Here is a 23,821-nt window from a genome sequence, read left to right as displayed (position 1 = left end):
TGAGCAGTATATGTGGTTGATGTGAATATATTTCTATATTTATTCGCTTTATAACACAAAATCATGCTTAGCGTTTTAGGTTCCGTTGTACTTTTTTTAGCCATCGTTATATTATTTGCCTCGTTTGTTACCATACAACAAGGCACCATTGGCGTAATAACCGTTTTTGGCAAATACCGCCGCATACTTACGCCGGGCTTAAACCTGAAGATACCGCTGGTGGAACAACTGTACACCCGCATCTCTATTCAGAACCGCTCGGTGGAGCTGGAGTTTCAGGCCGTAACGGTGGATCAGGCCAATGTATACTTTAAGGCCATGCTGCTGTATTCGGTGCTGAACCAGGAAGAAGAAACCATTAAGGCGGTGGCCTTTAAGTTTGTAGACGAGCGCAACCTGATGCAGGCGCTGGTGCGCACGGTAGAGGGCTCCATCCGCGCCTTTGTGGCCACCAAACGACAGAGCGATGTGCTGATCTTACGCCGCGATATTGTAGAACATGTAAAGGAGCAGATAGACCAGATACTGGAAAACTGGGGTTACCACCTGCAGGATCTGCAGCTGAACGATATTACTTTTGACGAAGTGATTATGCGCTCCATGAGCCAGGTGGTAGCCTCCAACAACCTGAAGGCCGCTGCCGAAAACGAAGGTCAGGCACTGCTGATCACCAAAACCAAGGCAGCCGAAGCCGAGGGTAACGCCATCAAGATATCTGCCGAGGCCGACCGGCAGGCGGCCCAGCTGCGCGGGCAGGGTGTGGCCTTATTCCGCGAGGAAGTGGCCAAGGGTATGACGGTAGCCGCCAAAGAAATGCACCAGGCCAATATGGACACCTCCGTCATCCTGTTCACCATGTGGACGGAAGCCATCAAGCATTTCTCCGAAAACTCCAAAGGCAATGTGATCTTTTTAGATGGTTCCAGTGATGCCATGCAGAAAAATTTACGGGAGATGATGGCATTGAATAAGTTGCAGGTGGATGGGAATGAAGATTGATATTAATATACAGCAATACTTAAAGTAGCTGCATGAAAAAGTTAACTGCCTTTAAACAATATGATTATTAAATGAATAGAATTCATGATAAACAAATATCTTATACTACAATTTTTAGCTATCTTATCGTTTAACATCGCGCATGCTCAAAAGCTTTATGTTTGGTGTCCGGAAAATCATTCAGTTAAAGCAAGGGTAGGATTTTTAGAGAATCAAGAAGTCAATCTTGTAATTTTTGATGGACGAATAATTCCACCTAAGAGCAAGATTGAATGTGAAAGCAATGATGTTGAAAAGTCATTAGCTAAATTTATTCAAGATGCCTACCCATCGTGCAAAATAACCACTTTAAATGAAAGTGACTATTACAAACCTTCCGCTAAAGGGAAGATAACAATTAAAATAGGTATCGCTTCATATCAAGCTGGCTTTGGTACAGATATAGGTGTTGGGATAGGCAGTGTTGGAGGAAACTTTTCATATGGAATATTTGCTAAAAGTGAATGGAACGGTTTAGTAAGCTATTACGTACAAATTTTTGATGATAGGTCTGAGTTAGATAAGAAGTTGACAAAAGAAATCAGTGAATTAACATCCAAGTCAAACATTTGGGGTTACAAAACCGCAAGGGCTTGCTTGTATGCAAGCTATGATAAAGCAAACGTATCACTATTATCATTTATAGAAAGCACTTTTATGAACTGATGATTTTATGCTGCCGCAAGCGTCCCGCTTGTGGCTATCCCAGTAACCAGCACCTATGAGCAGAAATTATAAGTTTCACAAAACTGAGGGATTATACTTTGTAAGCTTTGCGGTTATACATTGGATTGATGTATTTGTAAGGCAGCTTTATTTTGAGTGTCTGGTCAAAAACTTAAACTATTGCTCGGCAAACAAAGGCATGGAAATATTTGCCTGGTGTGTGATGCCCAGCCATGTGCATTTAATTTTTCGCTCTACTCAAAATAAAACTAAAGAGCTATTGCGGGATTTTAAATCTTACACAGCTAAAGAATTACTTGCCTTGATTAACAGCAACCAGCAGGAAAGCCGTAGAGATTGGCTGATGAACGCTTTTAAAAAATCGGGAGCGCAGAATGGTAACAATCAGCAGTATCAGTAGTATCAGTTTTGATAGCAGCATAACCAGCCGGCTGAACTTTGGAGTGCAGCTGCAATACAGCAAAAAGTTGACAGTGAAGCTGTTTAGGATTATGAGATAAAAGGATAAGGACTTCCAAAAAAGTAAAAAATTTGAGTTATGAAGCAAAAACGACTTAAATTTTCTGATGGAAGCCTTTGTGAGCAAAGATAAGATAGAGCGCTGGATAGTTCCGCATTTAAGCAAAGGAAAAAGAGGCAGAGTGGTTAGCCCTCCCCGATTATCACTTTCTACGCTGGGCAAAAGACGGCTCCTTTGCCAGGATGTGGACGACCTTGCTTGGGGCCAATCACAAACACCTGGATTTGTCTTGTGTGCAGTTAGACGGCAGCCATACGCCAGCTAAGAACGGTGGTGCTGCCGTAGGCTATCAGGGTATAAAGGCAGCCAAGACCAGTTGTTTTTGGCAGACCATCAAGGCGTTATGCTGGCCTGCGCTGAACCGCAGGCGGGTAACCATCATTGATGTGTATGAGTTACAAACCCTGTTTGCAGGGCTGCTTAATATCCTTATACAGGCAGGCATACCTACTGAAGTAATGTTTTTAAACGCTGATGCCGGCTTTGACTGCAAAGCACTCCGGGCAGATTGCGAACGAAGAGATATACAGGCCAATATTGCCGGGAACAAAAAAAGTGAACAGCAGATGAACGATAACGACACTTATTTCGACGAAGTCTTATACAAAAGACGAAACGTTATTGAAAGAGCCAATGCCTGGATAGATAGCTTTAAGGCACTGCTGGTTCGCTTTGAAACACAAACGTACACCTGGATTACACTGCACCTGCTCGCCTTCAGCATCATCTTTATCCGCAAAATCTATCAACATAAATAATACTAAACAGCTTCTATATCAGCAGGTTCAAAAGCAAGGTGAAAACCACTTATTATTTGTTTAGGCTTAAAGTACTTTAAAATGTACACTATATTATTGTTTGATGTGTACCTGGCCTGATATAAAAAGCCGCTGTTAATTGGTGGCTTTTTATAGCTTTAAAGCTAACTGCGGAGTAAATCTCAATACATATCCCGTAAGATTCCCTAACTTCGTTACCTATGCATGGGCTCGACTTGAACTTTCTGAAGCTTGATTTTTTCAGTATTCTGGATATTATGCTGGTGGCGCTATTGCTGTACCAGTTGTATAACCTCATCAGGGGCACCATAGCGGCCAACATATTTATCGGGCTGGCCATCATCTTTCTGCTCTATTACGTGGTGGATGCCCTGCACATGAAACTGCTTACCCTGATACTGGGTAAGTTTGTGGATGTAGGCATTATTGCCATTATTGTAGTTTTTCAGCCCGAAATACGCCGTTTTCTATTGCTGGTAGGGCGTAACGCCTCGCTGCAGCGCAACCGGGCCTGGTGGCGTTACCTGCTGGGCAAAAACGAGGTGGAAAAAGATAATTATACCCGTATCAAGCCCATTATTGATGCCTGCAAAACCATGAAACAAAGCCGTACCGGCGCTTTGATTGTTTTTGTAAAGGATTATGACGAGCAGTTTTACCAGAACAGCTGCGAGGTAATGGAAGCTAAGATATCGAGGCGGTTGCTGGAAAGCATATTTCAGAAGACCAGCCCGCTGCATGATGGGGCCGTGGTAATTTCCGGCAATAAAATCAAATCAGCCAGTTGTATACTGCCGCTTACCGAAAATACGAATCTGCCCTCGCAATTCGGCCTTCGTCACCGGGCGGGCATCGGGGTAACCGAGAACAACGATGCCACTGCCTTAATTGTATCTGAAGAAACCGGCGAAATATCATACGCCAAGCAGGGCAAGGTAAAAATGAACATCAGCTTTGCAGAACTGGAGAAACTGCTGAATAAAGATTTTTAGAAAGGCATTTAGGTATAAAATTAACCGTTAGATATATTTGTAGAACAGCGTACAAGCACCAATTGTCATTGCGAGGTACGAAGCAATCCCGTAGCTGTGCTTATTCGCCCTGCTTGCGATGGGATTGCTTCGTACCTCGCAATGACAATTGGGTTAGCTTTATACATAAATTTTTTAGAAATTATGAAAGAAACAATATTCCTTTTGAAGGAGGATAAGCAACTGGTAGAAATGGCAGAAGCGCAGTACCTCACTGAAGATGAATTGCAAACGCTGCTTGAAGATTATCCGAATCTGATTTCGGGAGACCAGATTGATCAAGACAATCCGCGCCGGTGGGTATTGGTGTGCCGGGAAATGGGCGTTACCGATGGTGAAAACGCTGCTGGAAGATGGAGCCTGGATCACTTGTTTATTGATCAGGACGGTATTCCTACCTTAATAGAAGTAAAGCGCAGTACGGATACCCGCATAAGGCGCGAGGTAATAGGACAGATACTTGATTATGCTGCTAACGCGGTAAGCTATTGGTCGGTTGATGAAATAAAGAACCAGTTTGAGCAAACCTGCCAGCAAAAAAATAAAGATGCAAATGAGGTGTTGCTGGAACTATTGCAAGGCGACCAAGCAGCGGTCGCAAACTATTGGGAAGTAGTAAGTACCAATTTAAAAGCCGGAAAGATAAGATTGCTTTTAGTTGCTGATGTAATACCCCGCGAAATGAAGCGGATCATTGAGTTTCTGAATGAGCAGATGAACACCTGCACTATTCTGGGTGTAGAAATAAAGCAGTTTACCGGGCCCAATGTAAAAACACTGGTACCTCGGGTAATAGGGGCTACTACCAAAGCACAAAGCCAAAAAACAGCAAGGGCTACAGGCGGAGAACGATGGGATGAAGAAAGGTTTTTTGAGTATGTAAAGCAAAGGGATAGTATGCATTATCAGCTTTATGAAAGAATATATAAGGAAAGTGTAAATATTTTTGACTCTATTTCTTGGGGAACAGGTAGTAAGACGGCTTCATTTACACCTAAATTATTCGTTAATGGAATAACGTTCCAGCTTTTTGCCATTTATGTATATAGTGGCTCAAGTACTATAGAGATTCAATTTCAGTACTTGAAATCAAGAAAGCCATTTGATGACATAGAGAAACGCAATCAACTCCAGGATAAATTAAACAGCACATTAAATGCAAATTTTGGCAATGCAGAGCAAAGGCCTAATATTAAGGTAGAAGTTTTCGATGCTCCGGGCGTATTAAGTGCATTTTTTGAAGTGGTGCGTTGGTTCATAGAAGAAGTTAGAGACTACTACAAAGTAAACTCCTGAATCGAACTGATGATGTTTACCATCCAACAAGCAACCCCCGCTGATACCGGTACCCTAATTGCCTTAGCCGAACAGGTATGGTGGCCAACCTATTCGCCGATACTGGCAGAAGAGCAGATCAGGTACATGCTGGATACCTTGTATTCAGCAGAACAAATCGGGCATCAGTTAGCTACCGGCAGTCAAACCTACCTGTTACTGAAGGAGAGTGAACAAGCCGTTGCCTTTGCTGCATACGGGCCTTATCACGAAGAGGCGGACGCTTACAAATTGCATAAACTCTATTGCCTGCCGCAAATCCAGGGCAAAGGCTATGGCAGGGCGCTGATTGATGAAGTAGCCGCACGTGCGCAGTTAGCAGGCAGTTATGCCCTGTATTTGAACGTCAATAGGCACAACCCGGCTAAATCTTTTTATGAGCGGATGGGTTTCAGTGTTGCTTACGAAGAGGATATCCCCATCGGCCCTTACTGGATGAATGATTATGTGATGCGTAAGGATTTTTATCATCAAAACGCCAACCGCTCCAAATAACCATAAAACATTATCTATTTACATATAAACCGGTAGCTTCAAACTCTAATCCTCCGGTAATCCCCCTGGGCTGGTTGGCGGGTGAGCCACCGGCAAAAGATTGCTTATCATCAGCCACAAACTGCTTGGAGGCTACGCCTGCAATAATCACTTCGCGGCCTTTCAGATCTGCCGGCAGGCTGGTCTTATAATCCTGAAAATGTACCTGTATGATTTTGCCGTTGCCGGCAGACATTTCAAACCAGCCCCCTTTGGGCTTGGTTACCCGTATCACCCGCCCTATCACGGCAGCCGAAGTACGTGTGCGCTTTCCCATAAAGGTTTCCAGGTCTTCGGCCTTGTGCATATTTACACGGTCAGGCGCGGCGCCAAATACCATACCATGAGGCAGCGGGGTGCGTTTTTGGGCGGTTAGTAGCAGTGGGCAGCAAAGCAGGCAAATGAGCAAAGCTCTCATATTAATTTTATTAAACTGCTTTTACAACACCGGCTTTAACGGTTGGTTTGCGTTTATAAAAGCAGGGGTGGCTGATTACCGGTTTGAGAATTAAAAAAAATACGGTTTCCCGGTAATTTGGCAGCCGTAGTGCATCATGTACTGCATCATCATAGCCACAGGTTTTATACTTGTGGCAGCAAAAATTACCCGGCAGTACAATGATGGACATATAATGTGTATATCTCCGGCCGATTATGTACTTTGCATTGCTAAAAGCTAACCTCAAATTATGTTTATTGCCGTTGTTGGAGTTATACTCCTTGTTGCAGGTATTGTTGTTAAAAATTCGCCGGGTGCGGCCAGCCGCTTCGGCCGTACCATTACTACGGTGGGAATTGCCGTGTTTGTACTGGGCCTGCTGTTATCTGCCTTTACCACCATAAGCCCGGGTAATGTAGGTGTACAAACCCTGTTCGGAAAGGTACAGGACCAGATACTGCCCAGTGGCCTGCACATCATCAATCCTCTGGTAGAAATAACTGATTTTAATATACAAACGCAGAATTATACCATGAGCGCCGTACACAATGAAGGCGATGTGGCCGGCGATGATGCCATCAGGGTGTTATCATCAGACGGGCTGGAGGTTACCATTGATTTATCAGTACTATATAAAGTAACTCCTTCCAAGGCGCCTTATATTTATCAGAACATCGGTGAAGATTACAATAGCAAAATTGTGCGCCCCATTGCCCGCACCGCCATACGCGATAACGCCGTGAACTACCAGGCGGTAGACCTGTACAGCACCAAGCGTGAGGAATTTCAAAACCGTATTAACCGCACCATTGCCGATAACTTTGCCAAAAACGGACTGGAAGTACAGCAGATACTGGTACGTAACATCAGCCTGCCGGCTTCGGTAAAGGCAAGTATCGAGTCGAAAATTAATGCTGAGCAGGAGGCGCAAAAAATGCAGTTTGTATTGCAGAAGGAGCGCCAGGAGGCAGAGCGTAAGCGTGTGGAAGCCCAGGGCATAGCCGATTACCAGCGTATTATCGCTACTAATTTAACCGATAAGCAACTGCAATACGAAAGCATCAGGGCGCAGCGCGAGATCGCTACCTCGAACAATGCCAAAGTAATAATTATGGGCAATGGTAAAACGCCGGTGATTTTAGGCGATAAGTAGTACAGCCTGAAAATGGTGTTCATTTAAAATTTTACTGCAACCAAAGCAGTGTCTGCTTGTAATTAGTTTTACAATGATTGTGAACTATACCGCGCAGGGATGGGAAGTAATTACCCAACGGGCGCATGGCCTGCTGGCTGCGCAACTGGCTATGCACTGGCAAAAAAGCCGCCGCCCCGCCCGCTGGACGGAAACCGTTTTAGCTATTGCCGGGCATGACGATGCCCAGATTGAGCTGGAGGCCGATGACCTGCTTACGCCGCAGGGCGGCCCGGTAAACTTTGCCATGAAGCTGTTTGAGCCGGAACACTGCCGCCGCCTGGCAGATTTTTCCTTATCCAAAAGCCGGTACATTGCCCTGCTTACCTCTATGCACATGGTGTTTTTGTATGATAAGGAGAAAGAAACCAACCCGCTGGTAAAGCCGTTTTTGGCCGAACAAGTAAAATTACAGCACCAGTGGCAAAAGGAACTTCACATAAAGCCGGCAGAAGCTGAACAGATTTATGGTTTGCTGGAGTGGTGCGATGCCTTTTCTTTACTGCTGGCACAGCATGAGGTGCAGCCTGAGCATCGCATGATTGAAATCAGCAACGGGCCTGATGAAAAAGAATACCGCCTGCAGCAAATTAGTGGTGGTAGACTTACGGTATTGCCCTGGCCCTTTGAAGAACCGGAGTTTGAGATACGCCTCGAAACCCGGCTGATTGACCAGCTCACTTTTAAAAGTAATGATGAGTTTAAGAAGCGATTTTTAGCAGCCCCGGTAATTGAGAAGAAGTGGGTGCTATGCAAGAAAAAGGTGTAACATGAACTCAAAAAGCTGTCATTTCGACCGCCGGGAGAAATCTTCTGCTGCAAACCGGTTGCTTCAAGAGGATTTCTCCCTGCGGTCGAAATGACTCAGGGGAAAATAGAAGTTTTACTTTATCCCGTAATGCTCGCACATCAGCTTTTCAAACAAGCCGCCGGGCAGCACACGCTTCAGTTTGGGGGCAATGGTTTGGCCCAGTAGGCCCACCAGGTAACTATGTGCCGGGTTACGGCTGGCTACAATGCTTACCAGCTTTTTGGCTAACATATCGGGGCTGGGCGCAATGCTTTCGTCCTTTTCCATACTGTTAACGGCCACATCGTAGGCATTCTTCAGCTCCGGGTGCGGCAGGTTAAAGTCAATCTTCTGCCGGTTCTGGCTAAAGTCGGATTTAAAGTCGCCGGGGTTAATCACCACAACCTTAATCCCGGTTTTGCGCAGCTCCATCCGCAGGCTTTCAGAATATCCCTCAACCGCATATTTTGAGGCGCTGTACATACTTTGGTAGGGCAGGCCGAACAAACCGGCCAGCGAACTGATGTTGATGATCATGCCGCTGTTGGTTTTCAGCATACCCGGCAGTGCAGTACTGCACATGCGTACCACGCCAAAAAAGTTTACCTCAAACTGTTTCTTGGCATCATCAACCGGCATGGCATAGGCCGGTCCGGCTACGCCGTTACCGGCATTGTTCACCAGCACATCCAGTTTGCCTTCGGCTGCTGTAATTTTAGCAACGGCGGCTTTGGCCGAAGCATCATCGGTAACATCCAGTTCTATCGGCTTAAAACTTACCGAAGTTAAGCGGCTAAGGCTGCGTGCCGAGCCATAAACAATATGCCCTGCCGCCTGCAGCGCATTGGCACAAGCCAACCCGATGCCAGAGGAGGCGCCGGTTACCAGTATTACTTTTTTCATTTATTTCAACAAGGGCTTGTTAGTGATTAATCGCACCTAAGTTAAAAATTTAGCTGCAATTGGTAAGGTGAAATTTACAGGGACATCACCGCTCCGTTCACAAATAGATAGTTTCAAAAACAGATCTTCAGCATTGCAGGAATACAAGAGAATGTAGTGATAATACCAGCCAAAGCCGAAAAAAAGTAACTCAATTTATGTTAACCTTTGTTAACCGTTTTGCAGAGCCGGTTGGTAAGGTATAAGATATATACCCGGGAAAAAGAAAGCAGGTCATCTTAGCTTAAAAAAGCTTTCACGCCCTTACGGTGTGCAGTTGCAAAAATACCGGTGCCAACAGTATTACAGCCGGTTAAAACATAATTAGTTTTTGAAGGGTAGTATTTTAAAAGAGCTATCATGTCAGTTATTAAAATTATATATGCAGCCGGTACCATTGCGTTGCTGGCCTTTGCCGGCGCCTGCCGCAATAGTGCTACCGGGCCGGCTTCAACGCAGCAAGGCAGCAATGCTGCCGTACCCGGCGGAGCGCCGGTGGAAACCAATCCGCCCAACAGTAATTATAAGCCGGCTTTTGCAGGGCAAACCCGCGCGCCGGGTGCCACTACGCAAATGCCGCTAACGGTTAGCCTGTTGAGTACCACCTTAAACCAGCCCTGGGCGATATGCCCTATGCCCGACGGGCGTTTAATGGTTACGGAAAAGCCCGGCCGTATACTGATTTTAACTGCTGATGGAAAGGTAAGCAAGCAAATTACCAACTTGCCCGCGGTGGTTAACCAGGGGCAGGGCGGCTTACTGGATGTAAATATTGATCCGCAATTCAACACCAACCGCATGGTGTACTGGGATTATGCCGAGGCTGTAGCGGGCGGTTCGCTGCTGGCTGTGGCCAAAGGTAAATTATCGGCAGATGAAACGCAGCTGGAAAACATACAGGTGATTTACCGCGCGGTACCGGCCTACAATGGCGGCCTGCAATACGGCTCGCGCATTGTGTTCGACCCGCAGGGAAACCTGTTTGTAAGTACCGGCGAGCGCGGAGCTGATGACATACGGGTTAAGGCGCAGGATTTAAGCGCCGCTATTGGCAAGGTGGTGCATATCACTAAAGATGGGCAGCCGGTGGCCGATGGCCCGTTTGCCGGTACTGCAGGTGCCCGGCCCGAAATTTATGCCTATGGCCTGCGCAACCCGGAAGGCATGACCCGGAACCCGGCCACCAACGAGCTATGGGAGGCAGAGTTTGGCCCAAGGGGCGGAGATGAAGTAAACATTATTAAACCCGGCAAGAATTATGGCTGGCCGGTAATTACTTATGGCATTGAGTACAGCGGGCAAAAGGTAGGTGCAGGTATACAGCAAAAAGATGGTATGGAGCAGCCGCTGTATTACTGGGATCCGGTAATATCGCCGTCGGGTATCACCTTTTACAACAGTGATGTGATACCCGAATGGAAAGGTAACCTGTTTTTAGGTTCGCTGAGCGGTACGCATATTTGCCGGCTGATAATCAAAGATAATAAGGTAACGGGCGAAGAACGTTTGTTAGCCGACCAGGGCGAGCGTTTCAGGGCGCTGGCGCAGGGAAAGGATGGCGCCCTGTATGCAGTTACCGATGGCGGTAAGCTATATAAAATAGCCAAAAAATAAAAGCAGGCTGGTTAGCCCACTGAGCGAAGAATCCACTTCATTACATAAAAGGGTACACTTGCATATTCCGGCTAATCAGCTGGACTTTTAACGCCAGTAATTTTGGACTTCTCAACCATTTGAGTGCGGCTTTTTGTGAGCAATTTTGTAAAAAAAGAACAAATTATGGAAAGTTCACAAACAGTTTTGGTTACAGGCGGAACAGGTGCTATCGGAGCACATTGTATCCTTCAACTGCTAAAAAGCGGATATCAGGTAAAAACCACACTTCGCTCAGTGGCCCGGAAAGACGAAGTGATCAATATGTTGAAAACAGGTGGTATCACTACGTTTGACAATCTTAAATTTATTGAAGCAGATTTAACAAGAGATGCTAACTGGGATGAAGCGATGAAGAACTGCCAGTATGTATTGCATGTTGCCTCGCCCACGCATTCAGATTCGGTAAAGGATGAAAATGAAATTATACGCCCCGCCGTAGACGGTGTGCTGCGTGTATTAAAAGCAGCGCAAAAAGCCAACGTAAAACGTATGGTAATGACTTCGAGTTTTGGTGCTGTTGGTTTTAGCAACAAAGACCCGCACACAGAAACTACCGAGGACAACTGGACTAACCCGAATGAAAAAGGCTTGTCGCCTTATGAGAAATCAAAGGTATTGGCAGAGCGTGCAGCCTGGGATTTTATTAATAATACAGCAGGCGGTTTAGAATTGACCACTATAAATCCTGTTGCTGTTTTTGGGCCATCATTAGGCGCCGGCAAATCGCCCAGCCTCGGTATTCTGAAATTTTTACTGAACGGCTCAACGAAGATTATTCCTGATATTGCTTTAAATGTTGTAGACATAAGGGATGTGGCCGGTTTGCATCTCCTTGCCATGGTAAATCCTGAAGCTAACGGCCAACGCTTTATAGCATCGGCAGATGGTAAGATTTCTATGCATGAAATTGCAGTTTTGCTAAAAAATAATTGGCCCGGCGTGGCGGAGAAAGTTCCTTTAAGGGTTTTACCGTATTGGATACTTAATATAGCAGCCCTATTCAACCCCCAGGCAAAACAAGCAGCTTTTCTGTTGAAAATTAACCGTAATGTGAGTAACCATAAAGCAAAAAGGATATTGAACTGGACACCGGTTGCAAATAAAGAGCAAGCCGTTTTGGCTTCAATGGAAAGTATGATTCAACTTGGTATTATTAAATGAACCCAACTGAAATAACGCCTTCTTTACATAAGCCCGAAGTTTTGCAGGAGCAGTTTATTCCCGACCATGTTTTTTTGTATGTAACGGGTGGCGCCATCAATTGCTATGATGGCAGCAAAAGCTATACCTTTAGATCAGGCGAGTACTGCCTTGTCAGAAAAAACCGGCTGGCGAGATACAGCAGCGCAAAGGGAAATGAACAATTTGAAAAAATCTTCTTTTGTTTTGAAGAAGAATATCTCAGGAACTTCCAGGAAAAACACAAATTAAGAATAGAGGAATTTAACTCAACAGACACTTTTGTAAAATTAGCGCCTACCGGCTTAATACCTGATTTTATCCGATCATTAAAGGCTTATAGTGATAGCACAGGAAAAATAGACAAGAAGTTTGAAGATGTTAAGTACGAAGAGCTGCTTATTATTTTGCTGCATCATCAGCCTGAGTTAGCCGGCCTGTTTTTTGACTATGGGAAGCCGGAAAAAATAAACCTGGAGGAGTTTATGAACCGCAATTTTAAATTTAATGTGCGTATTGAGCGATTTGCCTACCTAACCGGGCGTAGCTTATCAGCTTTTAAAAGAGATTTTAAGGCCATCTTTAACCAAACACCCAATCACTGGCTGGTGCAAAAACGGTTGCAGGAGGCTTACTTCCTGATGGAAAAAGAAGACAAGAAGGCTTCAGAAATTTATCTGGATTTAGGCTTTGAAGATTTGTCGCACTTTTCATTCGCTTTCAAAAAACTATTCGGGCTGCGGCCAACAGAGTTAGCGCTTAAGAAGAAGAGTTGTTGAAGGGGTATTAAGGTTTTCAAAGCTTACCGGCAGGTAGTTAGTGTTTAGCTTTAAACAGATAGATGCCTGGGTTAGAGCTGTAACCATGATGAGCATTTTATTAAGTGATACATACTGCTGCTGTTTTCCTTGTAACGGGAAAGATATCCTCAACTTGCTGAAAGGCTGGAAAGTTTGCGGCCTTTATTGTTTTGCCTGAATGGATTTAAATTGCTCGTCAAAAAGGCACTTGCTTTGGAGTATAAATGAAGTAGTGTGCTGGAGGATGCGGTCCTCTAAGCATATTTATGGTATTATATTCCGTTCAATTTCGGTAAATTAGCAACGCTAACCACTAAATATCTATTTGATGAAACAAGGGCGTTTGGTTTTAACCGGCATCATATTGCTGTGTATAGTGCCGTACCTGGCCGGGGCGCAAACCGCAAAAGTGCCAGATTGGGCATTGCCGGGTTCACCTACCCATAAACAAGTAGCGCCGCCATCCAATTTTCACCGTTCAACGCGTACCCAAATGGGCCCCATAGGTGTTTTTGAAGGGCAGTCTGATGTGGGCGGCGCAGTAGCAGAAGGCAGCTCGAACTATAAGGCCGCCACTAAAAAGTATACGATTACCTCGGCCGGCTATAACGTTTGGTATAACCGCGACGAATTTCGTTACCTGTGGAAAAAAATGAGCGGCGATGTTTCCCTGGCCGCCGATATTAGTTTTCCTGATCCCAAAGGTTTCGGCGATCGTAAGATACTGCTCGTTATCCGCCAAAGTTTAAACGACGATTCCAAAGAAGCCATTGTGGCGCTGCATGGCGGCGGTATGGTGCACCTGGCGCAACGGCCCGGCACTAATCTTCACATTACCGATATGGAATATAACATCGGCGGCCGCGGCAGTCTGCCCGGACACACCTCCTCCGATGAACTGGTTACCAACTATCCCAAGCGCATTGGTATAGAAAAACATGGCGACTACTTCGCCCTTTTTTTAAGCATGGATGGCGAACCCATGCACCAGTTTGGCGCCCCCATTCGTCTGCATATTGACGGGGCATTTTATGCAGGTATCGGCTTCTGTTCGCACCTGCCCGATAAGCTGGATACCGGCACACTAAGCAATGTGCTGTTGGTAAATGCATCTGGAAAAGTAAAGTGATTGGATGATCCCCATATCAGCAGGCTTTCTTTCATCATTTTATATTGCCCAACAAATCATATTTCATCAACGCGCAAAATAATCAGCAATGAGGTATAGTTCGCAAAGATCAGGCGCCGTAAAAAAAGCGGTCGTTTTATTCCTGTTTTCAATTTCTTCTATAGTGGTTTTGGCGCAGCGCAAATCAGTTCAGGAACTGCTGGGTTTTCCTAAAAATGCCAAATTGCTGATAGTACATGCTGATGATTTGGGGGTAACACATTCAGAAAACGCAGCTTCGGTCAGTGCATTGGAGAAGGGCAGTGTTAATTCGGCCAGTATAATGGTACCTTGCCCCTGGTTCCCGGAGATTGCCGCCTATGCACGGCTTCACCCTGAAAAAGATTTTGGCCTGCACATTACCTTAACGAGTGAATGGAAATACTACAAATGGGGCCCGGTAACTCCGTTAGCTAACGTACCAGGGCTGGTAAATAAAAGCGGCTTTCTGTATGCCTCTGTAGATAGCGTGGTACAAAATGCTTCAGCTACAGAAGTGGAAGAAGAAATACGCAGCCAGGTAAAACGGGCAGTACAGTTTGGCATCCATCCCACTCACCTGGATGCACACATGTATGCCATACATCATAATCTTGGCTTCTTAAAATCCTATCTGAAAGTAGGGCATGAGTTTGATATACCGGTGTTCGTTTACCGGCAGGTAGAAAGCGCTTTGCATATTAACCTGGATACGGTGGTATCAAACAGAGATATAATAGTGGACACCATTCTGACAGCAGAAGTTGAAAATTTTAAAGCAGGTATGAGCAACTTTTATACAGCAGGCATCAAAAATCTAAAACCCGGCATTACTTACCTTATTCTGCATACTGCTTATGATGATGCCGAAATGCAGGCAGTAACCATTGAGCATGAAGGGTGGGGTGCAGCCTGGCGTCAGAAAGATTATAATTTCTTTACAAGCCGCAAGTGCGCTAAACTTTTAAAGAAAAACAATATTTATTTAGTTACCTGGCGGCAAATCAAAGACAGACTCAGCCAGAAAAACGGTTTGTAGGCTTTCCTCTTGTCCCGTTGTATATAGTAAGACAGTTAATTACCTTCTTTTGCTATTTTATAGATATTGAATGTTATCTGTTCTCAATGGCGGCAGCTATTGCGTGCAGCAAATCATCGCTTATGTTATTGCCTAATAAAACAGCCCAGTGATCTTCTCTTTTTTGTATCCAGCACAAAGTATTAAATCCTGATACCTTACTGCCTAACACCACCTTATAAAAGGCATGAACACCTGTACCTGTCTGTATTGCCTGGGTATGATAAAACTCTCCTTTATAAAAATAACTGATGGAAAACTTTTTTGCTGCTGAGCTATCCGCCGCAGAAAGGACTTCTGATAATAATTCGTGGCCGGGTACGGCGTGCATAGCCGGTTCTGTTACCGGGGTAACTACTTTTAATTCGGTTCCGGTAGGTATGTAGGTTTCAGGAGCTGTCATTTTGATATTTGATAAATAGAGTTAATATAACGTGCCTGGAAATACAATGCTGATAGCAAAACAGCCGTTATGCGTACACTGCGCCTAAGCTAATAAGAGAACAGCCATACTCACAAAAAAGTTTCATATCAGTTAAATTTTGAGCTTTCAACCGTGTTACATAAGGCTGTTAAAAATAATTTTACTTAATACTACAGATTCGTGTTTTACATAAAACCAATACCGCGCTATGGGAGTTATCATTACGTGCCGGTTACCAGCACAGCGCCTATCGTATTATCTAAATAGTTACTCATATAATTTCAAGTGTCATGAATATGTCCACCGAAAAGAAGTATCCGGAAACAAAAGCAGCAGATGAAGATTTGAAAACAGAAGGGCCGTTAAGTGAAAAGGATGAGGTTAAACAGGCAGAAGCAAATACAGGAGGCACTGTGAAAACCGAGCCTGATCATCATTCCCCTGAAGATAATAAGTCTCAGCCTAAGGTACGTTAACGTGGCCCGAAATTTGGCGGCATAACTATCAAACATTATTATTTATGAAAAAGATACAAATCTTACTTGCTGCAATGGCGGTAATTTTAACCTGCCAGCTGGCATCAGCCCAAACCAGTACGCCAGATTCAGTAACTACCAACTTTTTGCGTAATGCCAACCTGGGCGGCCTTAAAGAGATAAAAGGCGGACAGTTAGCGGCGCGCAAAGCCAAAAGTTTTAGTGTAAAGGCTTACGGAGTTAAAATGGTAACCGACCATACCAAGGCCAACAGCAAACTCAGAACGCTGGCCAAAAGCAAAGGTTATACCATACCTGCGCCTACCAGTGCCGAGTTAGCTACACCTGCTATGCTGGCTAATACCAGCGGCGCCGCTTTTGACAAAAACTATGTTAGTATGATGGTGGTAGATCATCAGAACACGATTAAGATTTTTGAAAACGCGCAGCTCAATTCAGCTGATCCGGATATTAAGAAGTATGCCGAGCAAACTTTGCCTACCCTGCGGGCACACCTGGCTTCTATACAGTCTATAGCTGCTGATATGGGTGTAAGTGTTCAGTAAATAATTTAGATAGTATCCCATAAAAAAGCGCCTGTAACAGCAGGTGCTTTTTCTATTTAACCAGGTCTTCCTGTTGTGCTGTGTTCATCCAGCCCGGTCCTTCGGTAAACCGGGCAACCAGCATGGCGGCTACCGTATCGCCGGTGGCATTCAGCAAGGTGGCCATTGGGTCAACCAGTGTGCCGATAATCATGGCTGGCGGCAGCGCTTCGGGCGGTAAGCCGTAAGCCGAGATAAACAGCAGTTCGCCCACGTAGCCGCCGTTCGGAATGCCGCCCTCTACCATACTTACCAATACCGTCATGCCCAGGGCCAGGGCAATCACACCGGCACTGTCGAAACTTTTGCCAAACAAGGCAAATACCACCGCCATTTTAATGATGGAGGAGATGCTGGAACCATCCTTGTGCAGGGTGCCCCCCAGCGGAATGGTTACGCTGGCAATGGCATCGGGCACGCCCATTTTTTTAGCGGCTTCCAGGTTAGCAGGTATAGTGGCAATGCTGCTGCAGGTGCCTACCGCAGTAGCGGATGGTACAATGTTGTTTTTCCAGTATGTTTTAATGCCGTTAACGCCGCCAGCTACAAATGCATACAAACTGAAAAACGCCACATAGTAAATTGCGCCTACGCCATAATATATGCTTAATGACCGGGCGTAAGTGCCAAACAATTGCGGCCCGAAAACACCTACCTGGTAGGCAAAATAAGCGCCCAGCCCTATGGGGCCTAATTTCATAACCAGCACGAACAGCTGACCAAACACCTCGTTACCTGCTTGCAGGAAGCGGTTAAAAGCTGCGCCCTTCTCGCCGGCACGTAACGTGGCAAAGCCAATCAGCAGCGAAAAGATAATGAGCGCCAGCATATTCTTTCGCGACAGTAATTCGTAAAACTCGCTGGTGGTAAACAGGGAGGTGATCTGGTCGCCGATGTTGCTGCGGACCGGCAGTTCGGTAAGCCGGCTGGCTGCCGCCAGCTGCTCATGTACCGGAAACAAATGTACGGCTAACAGGGTAAGCAGTGCAGCCATCAGCACAGTGGCTAAAAATACCAGCGCCATAGTGCCCATGATACGGCTCAGGCGCTTGGTGCCATTTAACCCGGCAATGGCCGACGATATAGCGAAAAATACCAGCGGGATAACAGCCGTAAACAGCAGGTTTAAAAATATATCGCCAACGGGCTTTAGCAGGGTTACCCGGTTGCCCAGCAGCAGGCCGGCTATACTGCCGGCGGTAATACCCGCCAGCAGCCACAAAATGCCTTTATAATTTTTTAACCAGCTGTTCATCGGGGCTAACATAAGTATTTATTGGAAATGAAGGATGACAGCCGAAGGAATAATGCAGGGAAAGGATTAAGGAATTCAAGTAAAGCGCAAACAGGCATAGCCTTTATCTTTTTCTGCTTTGCCTTTGCGCTCAGGGTTTTTGTCTGTAAATTCCTTTACCCTTTGTCTTTCCTTCTTTTATCCCGAAAAACCTTTGTATTTTCAGCGCATTAATTACGCTTGCTTTACATGAAAAAGATATGGCTTCCGGCAGCTTGCCTGCTGTTTTCTGCGGCTTCATTTGGTCAAACTGTTCAAAAGGCCATTTACTACCGCGTTTCATTTCCCAATGCGGTTCATCATGAGGCTGAAATAGAAATGACCGTTCCGCAGGCGCCGGGTGGCAAGTTCCGGGTACGCATGAGCCGGTCATCGCCGGGGCGGTATGCCACGCATGAGTTTGGCAAGAATGTATACAGTGTAAGGGCCGCCAATGCCGATGGCAGCCCGCTCGAACTGAAACAGGTGGAAGGTGATGTGTACGAAGTGCAGGAACACGGCAGCGTGGTGAAAATCAGCTATACCCTGTTCGGCAACTGGACGGACGGTACCTATGCCAGCATTGACCCCAGCCATGCCCACCTGAATATGCCCGCCGCCTTTATGTGGGTGCCGGGGCAGGAAACCCGCCCGCTAAGATTCGAGTTTCAGGATTTGGATAAATACGGCTGGAAGGTAGCTACGCAGCTGCATCCCGAAGGCGATAACGTTTACAGCGCACCTAACCTGCAGTACATGATGGACAGCCCTACCGAGCTATCTGCCTATAAAGAGAGCAGCTGGACGGTGCCCGGCCCCAACGGCAAAGTGCAAACCATACGCCTTACCACCCACAGCGATGATGACCAGCCCACCATTGATAATTTTGCCAAAAAAGTGCAAAAGGTAGTGCTGGAAGCTAAAGCGGTGTATGGAGAGTTGCCGTTATATGATTACGGTACATATACCTTTCTGCAGGATGTTTATCCTACCGTAAGCGGCGATGGTATGGAGCACCGTAATTCTACAGTAATTGTACAGCCTGCACCACAGGTAGCGGGCAGGGAGGATGCACTGCTGGGCACTTTCTCGCACGAATATTTTCATAGCTGGAATGTAGAGCGTATCCGCCCTAAAACTTTGGAGCCTTTTAACTTTGAGCATGCCAACATGAGCAATGAGCTCTGGTTCGCCGAAGGCTTTACCCAGTATTATGGCGGCCTGCTGCTGGAACGTGCCGGTTTTGATACGCCCGAAGAATATACCCGCACCCTTACCGGTTTAGTTAATGCAGTGCTGAACTCGCCGGGTGCTAAGCGTTATAGTCCGGCACAAGCGAGCCGCTACGCAGTATTTGCGGATGCAGGCGTATCTATCGACCCTAATAATACGCCCAATATGTTCCTGAGCTATTATACGTATGGCGGAGCTACCGCACTGGCTTTGGATCTGCGCCTGCGCAGCGAATTTAATTTAACGCTTGACGGTTATATGCGCCAGGTATGGCTCACCCATGGTAAGCCCGAGAAGCCGTATACCATTGCTGATTTGCAGAACGTGCTGGCCAGATATACCGGCAAACCGGCCTTCGCTGCCGATTTTTTTAAGCGTTATATTAACGGTGTTGAAAAGAACGATTATGCGGCCCTGCTGGCTGGCGCAGGTTTAGAATTACGCAAAGCCCAGCCCGGTAAAGGGTGGATAGGCTTTGCTACAGGCGCCCAGGCACGCGGCCGCTCCGGACAGGCCCGTACAAATACAGATACTGAAGGGTTTGCCATTACTTCAAGCACCGTAATGGGTACGCCTGTTTACAAGGCCGGTATTGATGCAGGGGACATTATCACCAAAGCTGATGGCAAGGACATTAAAAATCTGCCGGACTTAAATGCGGCCATTGAGGGTAAAAGGCCGGGCGAATCAATCGGCGTTACCTACAAAAACCGTACAGGCAGCCATACCGCTACGGTAACGCTGGAAGAAAACCCTGCGGTAGAAGTGGTAACTTATGAAAAAGCCGGCAAAACACCGAACCCGACCCAGCTGGATTTCAGGAAAAGATGGCTGGAATCAAAGGTGAAGTAGCTGCCCCCTAACCCCCTGAAGGGGGAACAGAAGCGAAATATGTATATTTATTATAGGTGCAAAACAAGTAAAATAAAGTAATTCAAAAACAGCAATAAGCCACTCCTATTCCCCCTTCAGGGGGTTAGGGGGCGAACCTTACATTATATGAAAAAACAAATTACTACCATAGCCCTGCTGGCGGCAGCCACATTACAGGGCTTTAGCCAGGATGTAAACAAGCTGATACAGCAGAAAGATGTAGAGCGCATTATCAAAACCTTAACCGCCGATGATATGCAGGGCCGGGCCACCTTTACGCCGGGTATTGAAAAGGCGGCTCAGTTTATTGAAGGCGAGTACAAAAAGATAGGCTTGCAGCCCATGACCGGCAATACCGGCTACCGCCAGAACTTCACTATGCTGCGTACCGCGCCGCTGCGCATGTCGGCCAGTATCAATGGCACTGTTGTTTCGCCCGAAAATCTGGTGATAATGGGTAATACTTCGTTTGAATGGAACAGTCCGGCAGATGTGCAGGTGATAAAAATGGGCAGTATGGCCGATTTTAGTAAGAATTACCGGTCACTTACCCGGGCGGACAAGAAAACGCTGGTGCTGATCAGTCCGCAATTGTTAACCGATTCTACCTTTGCAAAGGTTTACAAAAGTATAAAAGGGCGTGCCATGCAAGGCAGTACAGGTTTTAAGAAGTCGGCAGAACGCCCGGGTGTAGTATTTGCTGTGAGTGATGCCGCTGAGGTAACTGCGCTGAAGGTAACCTTTGAAGCCGAAACTAAAGAGCTTCCTTTATTTAATGTTGCCGGCATTATCCCCGGTAAAACGCTGCCGAATGAGTATGTAGTATTTTCGGGCCATTATGACCACTTAGGTATTATTGCGCCCGTAGCCGGAGATAGTATTGCCAACGGTGCTGATGATGACGCTTCGGGCACTACGGCGGTACTTACTTTAGCTAAATATTATAAAAAGTTAAACAGCAACGCCCGTACCTTAATATTTGTAGCCTTTACCGCCGAAGAGATCGGCGAGTATGGTTCCACCTATTTTGCTACCCAGGTAAAGCCCGATGAAGTGAAGGCTATGTTTAATATTGAAATGATTGGCAAGGCTTCTAAATTCGGCACCAACTCGGCTTTTATTACCGGTTATGAGCGGTCGGATTTTGGTAAGATATTACAAAAGAACCTGGAAGGTACCACCTTTAAGTTTTATCCTGACCCTTACCCGCAGCAAGACCTGTTTTACCGCAGCGATAATGCCTCACTGGCCCGTGTAGGCGTGCCTGCACACACCATTTCTACCGACCAGATTGACATCGACAAATATTACCACACCGTTGATGATGAATTGAGTACTTTGGATGTAGGCAATATCACTTCCACCATCCGCGCCATTGCCCTTAGCTCACGCAGCATCGTGAACGGTAAAGATACACCTACCCGGGTACCTAAGCTGGAACGGTAGTAAGAGCACCTGCCCACTCTTTTATAAATTGTCATCCTGAGCGCAGCGAAGGATCTGTACAGCATCATAGCAAACTTACAGATCCTTCGCTGCGCTCAGGATGACAATTTTATTTGGATATATCTACAGCTTCAACCCTAAGCCGATATTAAACGTGGTGCCATCGGCAGGCAGTATGCCGGGGCCGGGGTACATGTTGATACGGCGGGTAAAATACCTGGCGTTAAATATATTGTTCACATTGGCCGTAACGTGGTAATGCTGTAAAAAGCTGTAACTGAACGCCCAGTCGAACACATGGTATGCCGGTACGATGCCTGCTGCACCTGTAGTAGTATACACGGTATTATTGGCATCGCTGTAATTTTTACCTACGTAGCTATATTGCAGGGTAGTAAGCACATGGCGGTTCAGGTAGCTGATGCCGCCACGGTTAATAATGCCCGGTGTGCCTTCGGCTCGTTTGCCCACCAGGCTTACATTGGTATTGGCTAAACCTACCATGCCGCTGGTATAACGGGCGCGGTCGAGCGCCAGCGAGTTGAACAACCTAATATCACTGCCTGCATCAGGGTTAAATAAGCGCAGCAGCGATAGGCTTACATAAGTTTCTACACCTTTTGACACCAGGTTACCGATATTGGTGGTATACTGGTGCATACCCGTACCGGTAACATTTCCTTGTGTTAACGTACCCACCCGGTTGCCGTAATATACATAATAGGCAGCCAGGTCATAGTTCAGCAGGTTTTGCACGTTGCCACGGTAGCCTAAATCAATGTTGTATCCTTTGCTGTCTTTCAAATCAGGGTCGATGATAGCCAGTTGGTCGGCCGGGGTAACGTTGGCATAAATGTACGGGCGGTAAGCCTGCGAAATATTGCCATATAACTGGCTGCTGCCGCTCACCTGGTATTGCAGCCCGGTGCCAAACAACGGGAAGCTGCGGTTACCTTTATAGGATATCGGCGTTTGGCGGTTATTAATTACCCCTTCGGTAGTGGTATTGATCACCTCAAACCGTACACCCGGTGTTACCGAAAAGCGCGGCGTGAACTGAAAATTGTTTTCAGCAAAGGCAGCATAGTTCAGGGTGTTTAAATTCAGGTCGATACCATAAGGCTGGGTTAAGGTTAAGTCATAATCAGCGCCGGTAGTACCCTGGCCTTTTTGTTTGCGGCGTGTCTCCTGAGTAAAAAAGCGTAGTCCGCCGGTTAGGGTACTTTGCAGGTTACCTAAGTGGTAGGTGTGCAGCAGGCGTGCCTCAGTGGTAAAGCCCAAATAATAATCGCGGTCTACCTGGCGCGGGTTGTAACTTTTAAGGGAAGTGTTGATGGTATCCGCCACATTGGGCGTGTTCAGGAATTGCACGCTGTTACGCTGTCCGAACAGTACGTGCGAAGTAACTTCCAGTTTGGTGTTGGGGCTGAAGTTATAGTTGAAAATAAGCGCAGGTATCGTAATTTCCGGACTAAAGAAGTTACGGAAACGGGTGCTCTGGCGGTTATCGGCTGCAAACTGGGCATCGGTAAGGCCGCCGGCTATCTGCTGCCGGTAGTTCATTCGCGAAATCTCAAAGGTAATGCTGCCTTTTCCGTTAAACTGGTAGCGCAGGTGGCCATACATGGCATTGTAATTAAAGGCTGCGTCTGGCCGCCAGCCATCGCCGCTGCGCTGGCTGTAATAGGCATAGTAATTAATTTTGCCCACCGTGCCGCCAACTGCATTGTAAGAATTAAAGAACCGCCTGCCCCCGGCGGATTGTTCGCTTTCAATGGTAAATGGCTTATCCGGATCGCCCTCCTTCATTTTAAAGTTGAACATGCCGCCAAACTGGCTGCCAAACTGTAAGGCGGCCGAGCCGCGTACCGCCTGTATCTGGCTCACACCCTGCATAGGCGGCGTGTAATGCGCCTCAGGGTAGCCGAATACATCGGAATTGAAGTTATAGCCGTTTTGCCGCATATTGGTTTCAATGGAGCGGTGGCTATCCGTACCGCGCGTGCCAATATTAATTTGTGTACCGGCGCCATCCATTTCCCATACATTAACGCCCGGAATAGTGGCAAAGAGCATGCGGGCATTGTTATTAGCCAGGTTAGCCGTACCCGGCGATAGCGTAATTAAGTGGGTACGTTTGCCGGCAAAAATATAGGTGCCGCTTACCTCGGGCAAGTGTTTCGGGCGGTTTTCACGAATGAGCACGCTATCGAGCGTAACGGTAGTATCGCGCTTGTTTTTCTGTTGTGCCTGTACAGGCAAGATATATGTTGCAGTAACTAACAAAACCGGCAATAGGGTGGTCGGCTTAAATTTCATAGTTGTTAAAGAAAATGTAGTCGGC

At 46.3% G+C, this 23,821-nt stretch carries 23 protein-coding genes; 18 read left to right on the top strand and 5 right to left on the bottom strand.

Going from position 1 to position 23,821, the window contains the following annotated elements; all coding sequences use genetic code 11:
- Positions 1–63: 63 nt before the first annotated feature.
- From ACY652_RS09750 to ACY652_RS09720, 7 genes are all read left to right on the top strand, one after another.
- Positions 64–999 carry an SPFH domain-containing protein gene (locus ACY652_RS09750; protein ID WP_462264151.1) on the top strand — a complete coding sequence of 312 codons (936 nt, stop codon included), beginning with the start codon at positions 64–66 and terminating at the stop codon, positions 997–999.
- Between the two features lie 84 nt (positions 1,000–1,083).
- The gene (locus ACY652_RS09745) at positions 1,084–1,704 is read left to right on the top strand and encodes a hypothetical protein (protein ID WP_462264149.1); all 621 of its coding nucleotides are present in this window, start codon (positions 1,084–1,086) and stop codon (positions 1,702–1,704) included.
- A gap of 55 nt (positions 1,705–1,759) precedes the next feature.
- Entirely contained in the window at positions 1,760–2,125 is a 366-nt protein-coding gene (locus tag ACY652_RS09740) for a transposase (protein ID WP_462264147.1), read from the top strand.
- A 302-nt stretch (positions 2,126–2,427) separates the two neighbouring features.
- Positions 2,428–3,003: a transposase family protein gene (locus ACY652_RS09735; protein ID WP_462264145.1), complete on the top strand. Its 576-nt coding sequence runs from the start codon at positions 2,428–2,430 to the stop codon at positions 3,001–3,003.
- Positions 3,004–3,224: 221 nt separating this feature from the next.
- On the top strand, positions 3,225–4,016 hold the full coding sequence (gene cdaA, locus ACY652_RS09730) for a diadenylate cyclase CdaA (protein WP_462264144.1): 792 nt from the start codon (positions 3,225–3,227) through the stop codon (positions 4,014–4,016).
- 183 nt (positions 4,017–4,199) lie between these two features.
- Positions 4,200–5,351: a hypothetical protein gene (locus ACY652_RS09725; protein ID WP_462264142.1), complete on the top strand. Its 1,152-nt coding sequence runs from the start codon at positions 4,200–4,202 to the stop codon at positions 5,349–5,351.
- A 9-nt stretch (positions 5,352–5,360) separates the two neighbouring features.
- A complete protein-coding gene (locus tag ACY652_RS09720; protein ID WP_462264140.1) occupies positions 5,361–5,885 on the top strand; it encodes an N-acetyltransferase family protein in 525 nt (174 codons plus the stop codon).
- A 10-nt stretch (positions 5,886–5,895) separates the two neighbouring features.
- Here ACY652_RS09720 and ACY652_RS09715 read toward each other — a convergent pair whose 3' ends face one another.
- Positions 5,896–6,342: a DUF4920 domain-containing protein gene (locus ACY652_RS09715; protein WP_462264138.1), complete on the bottom strand. Its 447-nt coding sequence runs from the start codon at positions 6,340–6,342 to the stop codon at positions 5,896–5,898.
- A 271-nt stretch (positions 6,343–6,613) separates the two neighbouring features.
- Between ACY652_RS09715 and ACY652_RS09710 the strand changes: the two genes are divergently transcribed.
- Entirely contained in the window at positions 6,614–7,516 is a 903-nt protein-coding gene (locus ACY652_RS09710; RefSeq protein WP_462264136.1) for a prohibitin family protein, read from the top strand.
- A 73-nt stretch (positions 7,517–7,589) separates the two neighbouring features.
- Entirely contained in the window at positions 7,590–8,324 is a 735-nt protein-coding gene (locus ACY652_RS09705) for a DUF3891 family protein (RefSeq protein WP_462264134.1), read from the top strand.
- Positions 8,325–8,438: 114 nt separating this feature from the next.
- Here the strand turns inward: ACY652_RS09705 and ACY652_RS09700 are convergent, their stop codons facing one another.
- Positions 8,439–9,248 (bottom strand): SDR family oxidoreductase, encoded by an 810-nt coding sequence (locus ACY652_RS09700; protein WP_462264132.1) that lies wholly within the window; start codon positions 9,246–9,248, stop codon positions 8,439–8,441.
- A 399-nt stretch (positions 9,249–9,647) separates the two neighbouring features.
- Between ACY652_RS09700 and ACY652_RS09695 the strand changes: the two genes are divergently transcribed.
- From ACY652_RS09695 to ACY652_RS09675, 5 genes are all read left to right on the top strand, one after another.
- The gene (locus ACY652_RS09695) at positions 9,648–10,901 is read left to right on the top strand and encodes a PQQ-dependent sugar dehydrogenase (RefSeq protein WP_462264131.1); all 1,254 of its coding nucleotides are present in this window, start codon (positions 9,648–9,650) and stop codon (positions 10,899–10,901) included.
- 165 nt (positions 10,902–11,066) lie between these two features.
- A complete protein-coding gene (locus ACY652_RS09690; RefSeq protein WP_462264129.1) occupies positions 11,067–12,104 on the top strand; it encodes an SDR family oxidoreductase in 1,038 nt (345 codons plus the stop codon).
- Positions 12,101–12,901 (top strand): helix-turn-helix domain-containing protein, encoded by an 801-nt coding sequence (locus ACY652_RS09685; protein WP_462264127.1) that lies wholly within the window; start codon positions 12,101–12,103, stop codon positions 12,899–12,901. The genes ACY652_RS09690 and ACY652_RS09685 overlap by 4 nt, the downstream gene beginning before the upstream one ends.
- Before the next feature lie 349 nt (positions 12,902–13,250).
- Positions 13,251–14,051, top strand: coding sequence for a hypothetical protein (locus tag ACY652_RS09680; protein WP_462264125.1), 801 nt, complete (start codon positions 13,251–13,253; stop codon positions 14,049–14,051).
- Between the two features lie 88 nt (positions 14,052–14,139).
- Complete coding sequence (locus tag ACY652_RS09675) at positions 14,140–15,108, top strand: polysaccharide deacetylase family protein (protein ID WP_462264123.1); 969 nt, start codon at positions 14,140–14,142, stop codon at positions 15,106–15,108.
- 73 nt (positions 15,109–15,181) lie between these two features.
- Here the strand turns inward: ACY652_RS09675 and ACY652_RS09670 are convergent, their stop codons facing one another.
- Positions 15,182–15,550, bottom strand: coding sequence for a hypothetical protein (locus tag ACY652_RS09670; RefSeq protein ID WP_462264122.1), 369 nt, complete (start codon positions 15,548–15,550; stop codon positions 15,182–15,184).
- A 311-nt stretch (positions 15,551–15,861) separates the two neighbouring features.
- Between ACY652_RS09670 and ACY652_RS09665 the strand changes: the two genes are divergently transcribed.
- Together ACY652_RS09665 and ACY652_RS09660 are read left to right on the top strand one after the other, a co-directional pair.
- The gene (locus ACY652_RS09665; RefSeq protein WP_462264120.1) at positions 15,862–16,047 is read left to right on the top strand and encodes a hypothetical protein; all 186 of its coding nucleotides are present in this window, start codon (positions 15,862–15,864) and stop codon (positions 16,045–16,047) included.
- A 44-nt stretch (positions 16,048–16,091) separates the two neighbouring features.
- Positions 16,092–16,613 carry a DUF4142 domain-containing protein gene (locus tag ACY652_RS09660; protein ID WP_462264118.1) on the top strand — a complete coding sequence of 174 codons (522 nt, stop codon included), beginning with the start codon at positions 16,092–16,094 and terminating at the stop codon, positions 16,611–16,613.
- A 52-nt stretch (positions 16,614–16,665) separates the two neighbouring features.
- On the opposite strand, the gene ACY652_RS09655 is transcribed toward ACY652_RS09660, so the two are convergent.
- Positions 16,666–17,907, bottom strand: a complete 1,242-nt coding sequence (locus ACY652_RS09655) for a dicarboxylate/amino acid:cation symporter (RefSeq protein ID WP_462264116.1) — start codon at positions 17,905–17,907, stop codon at positions 16,666–16,668.
- A gap of 228 nt (positions 17,908–18,135) precedes the next feature.
- Between ACY652_RS09655 and ACY652_RS09650 the strand changes: the two genes are divergently transcribed.
- Both ACY652_RS09650 and ACY652_RS09645 read left to right on the top strand, forming a co-directional pair.
- Positions 18,136–20,010 carry a M61 family metallopeptidase gene (locus tag ACY652_RS09650; protein WP_462264114.1) on the top strand — a complete coding sequence of 625 codons (1,875 nt, stop codon included), beginning with the start codon at positions 18,136–18,138 and terminating at the stop codon, positions 20,008–20,010.
- A gap of 147 nt (positions 20,011–20,157) precedes the next feature.
- On the top strand, positions 20,158–21,477 hold the full coding sequence (locus ACY652_RS09645; protein WP_462264112.1) for a M28 family metallopeptidase: 1,320 nt from the start codon (positions 20,158–20,160) through the stop codon (positions 21,475–21,477).
- 123 nt (positions 21,478–21,600) lie between these two features.
- On the opposite strand, the gene ACY652_RS09640 is transcribed toward ACY652_RS09645, so the two are convergent.
- Positions 21,601–23,796 carry a TonB-dependent receptor family protein gene (locus ACY652_RS09640; RefSeq protein WP_462264111.1) on the bottom strand — a complete coding sequence of 732 codons (2,196 nt, stop codon included), beginning with the start codon at positions 23,794–23,796 and terminating at the stop codon, positions 21,601–21,603.
- Between the last annotated feature and the right edge of the window lie 25 nt (positions 23,797–23,821).

Source organism: Mucilaginibacter sp., from assembly GCF_965200995.1.
GTDB lineage: Bacteria > Bacteroidota > Bacteroidia > Sphingobacteriales > Sphingobacteriaceae > Mucilaginibacter.
The sequence above is the reverse complement of the archived record's forward strand: the minus strand, read 5'-3'. Positions and strand labels throughout refer to the sequence as shown.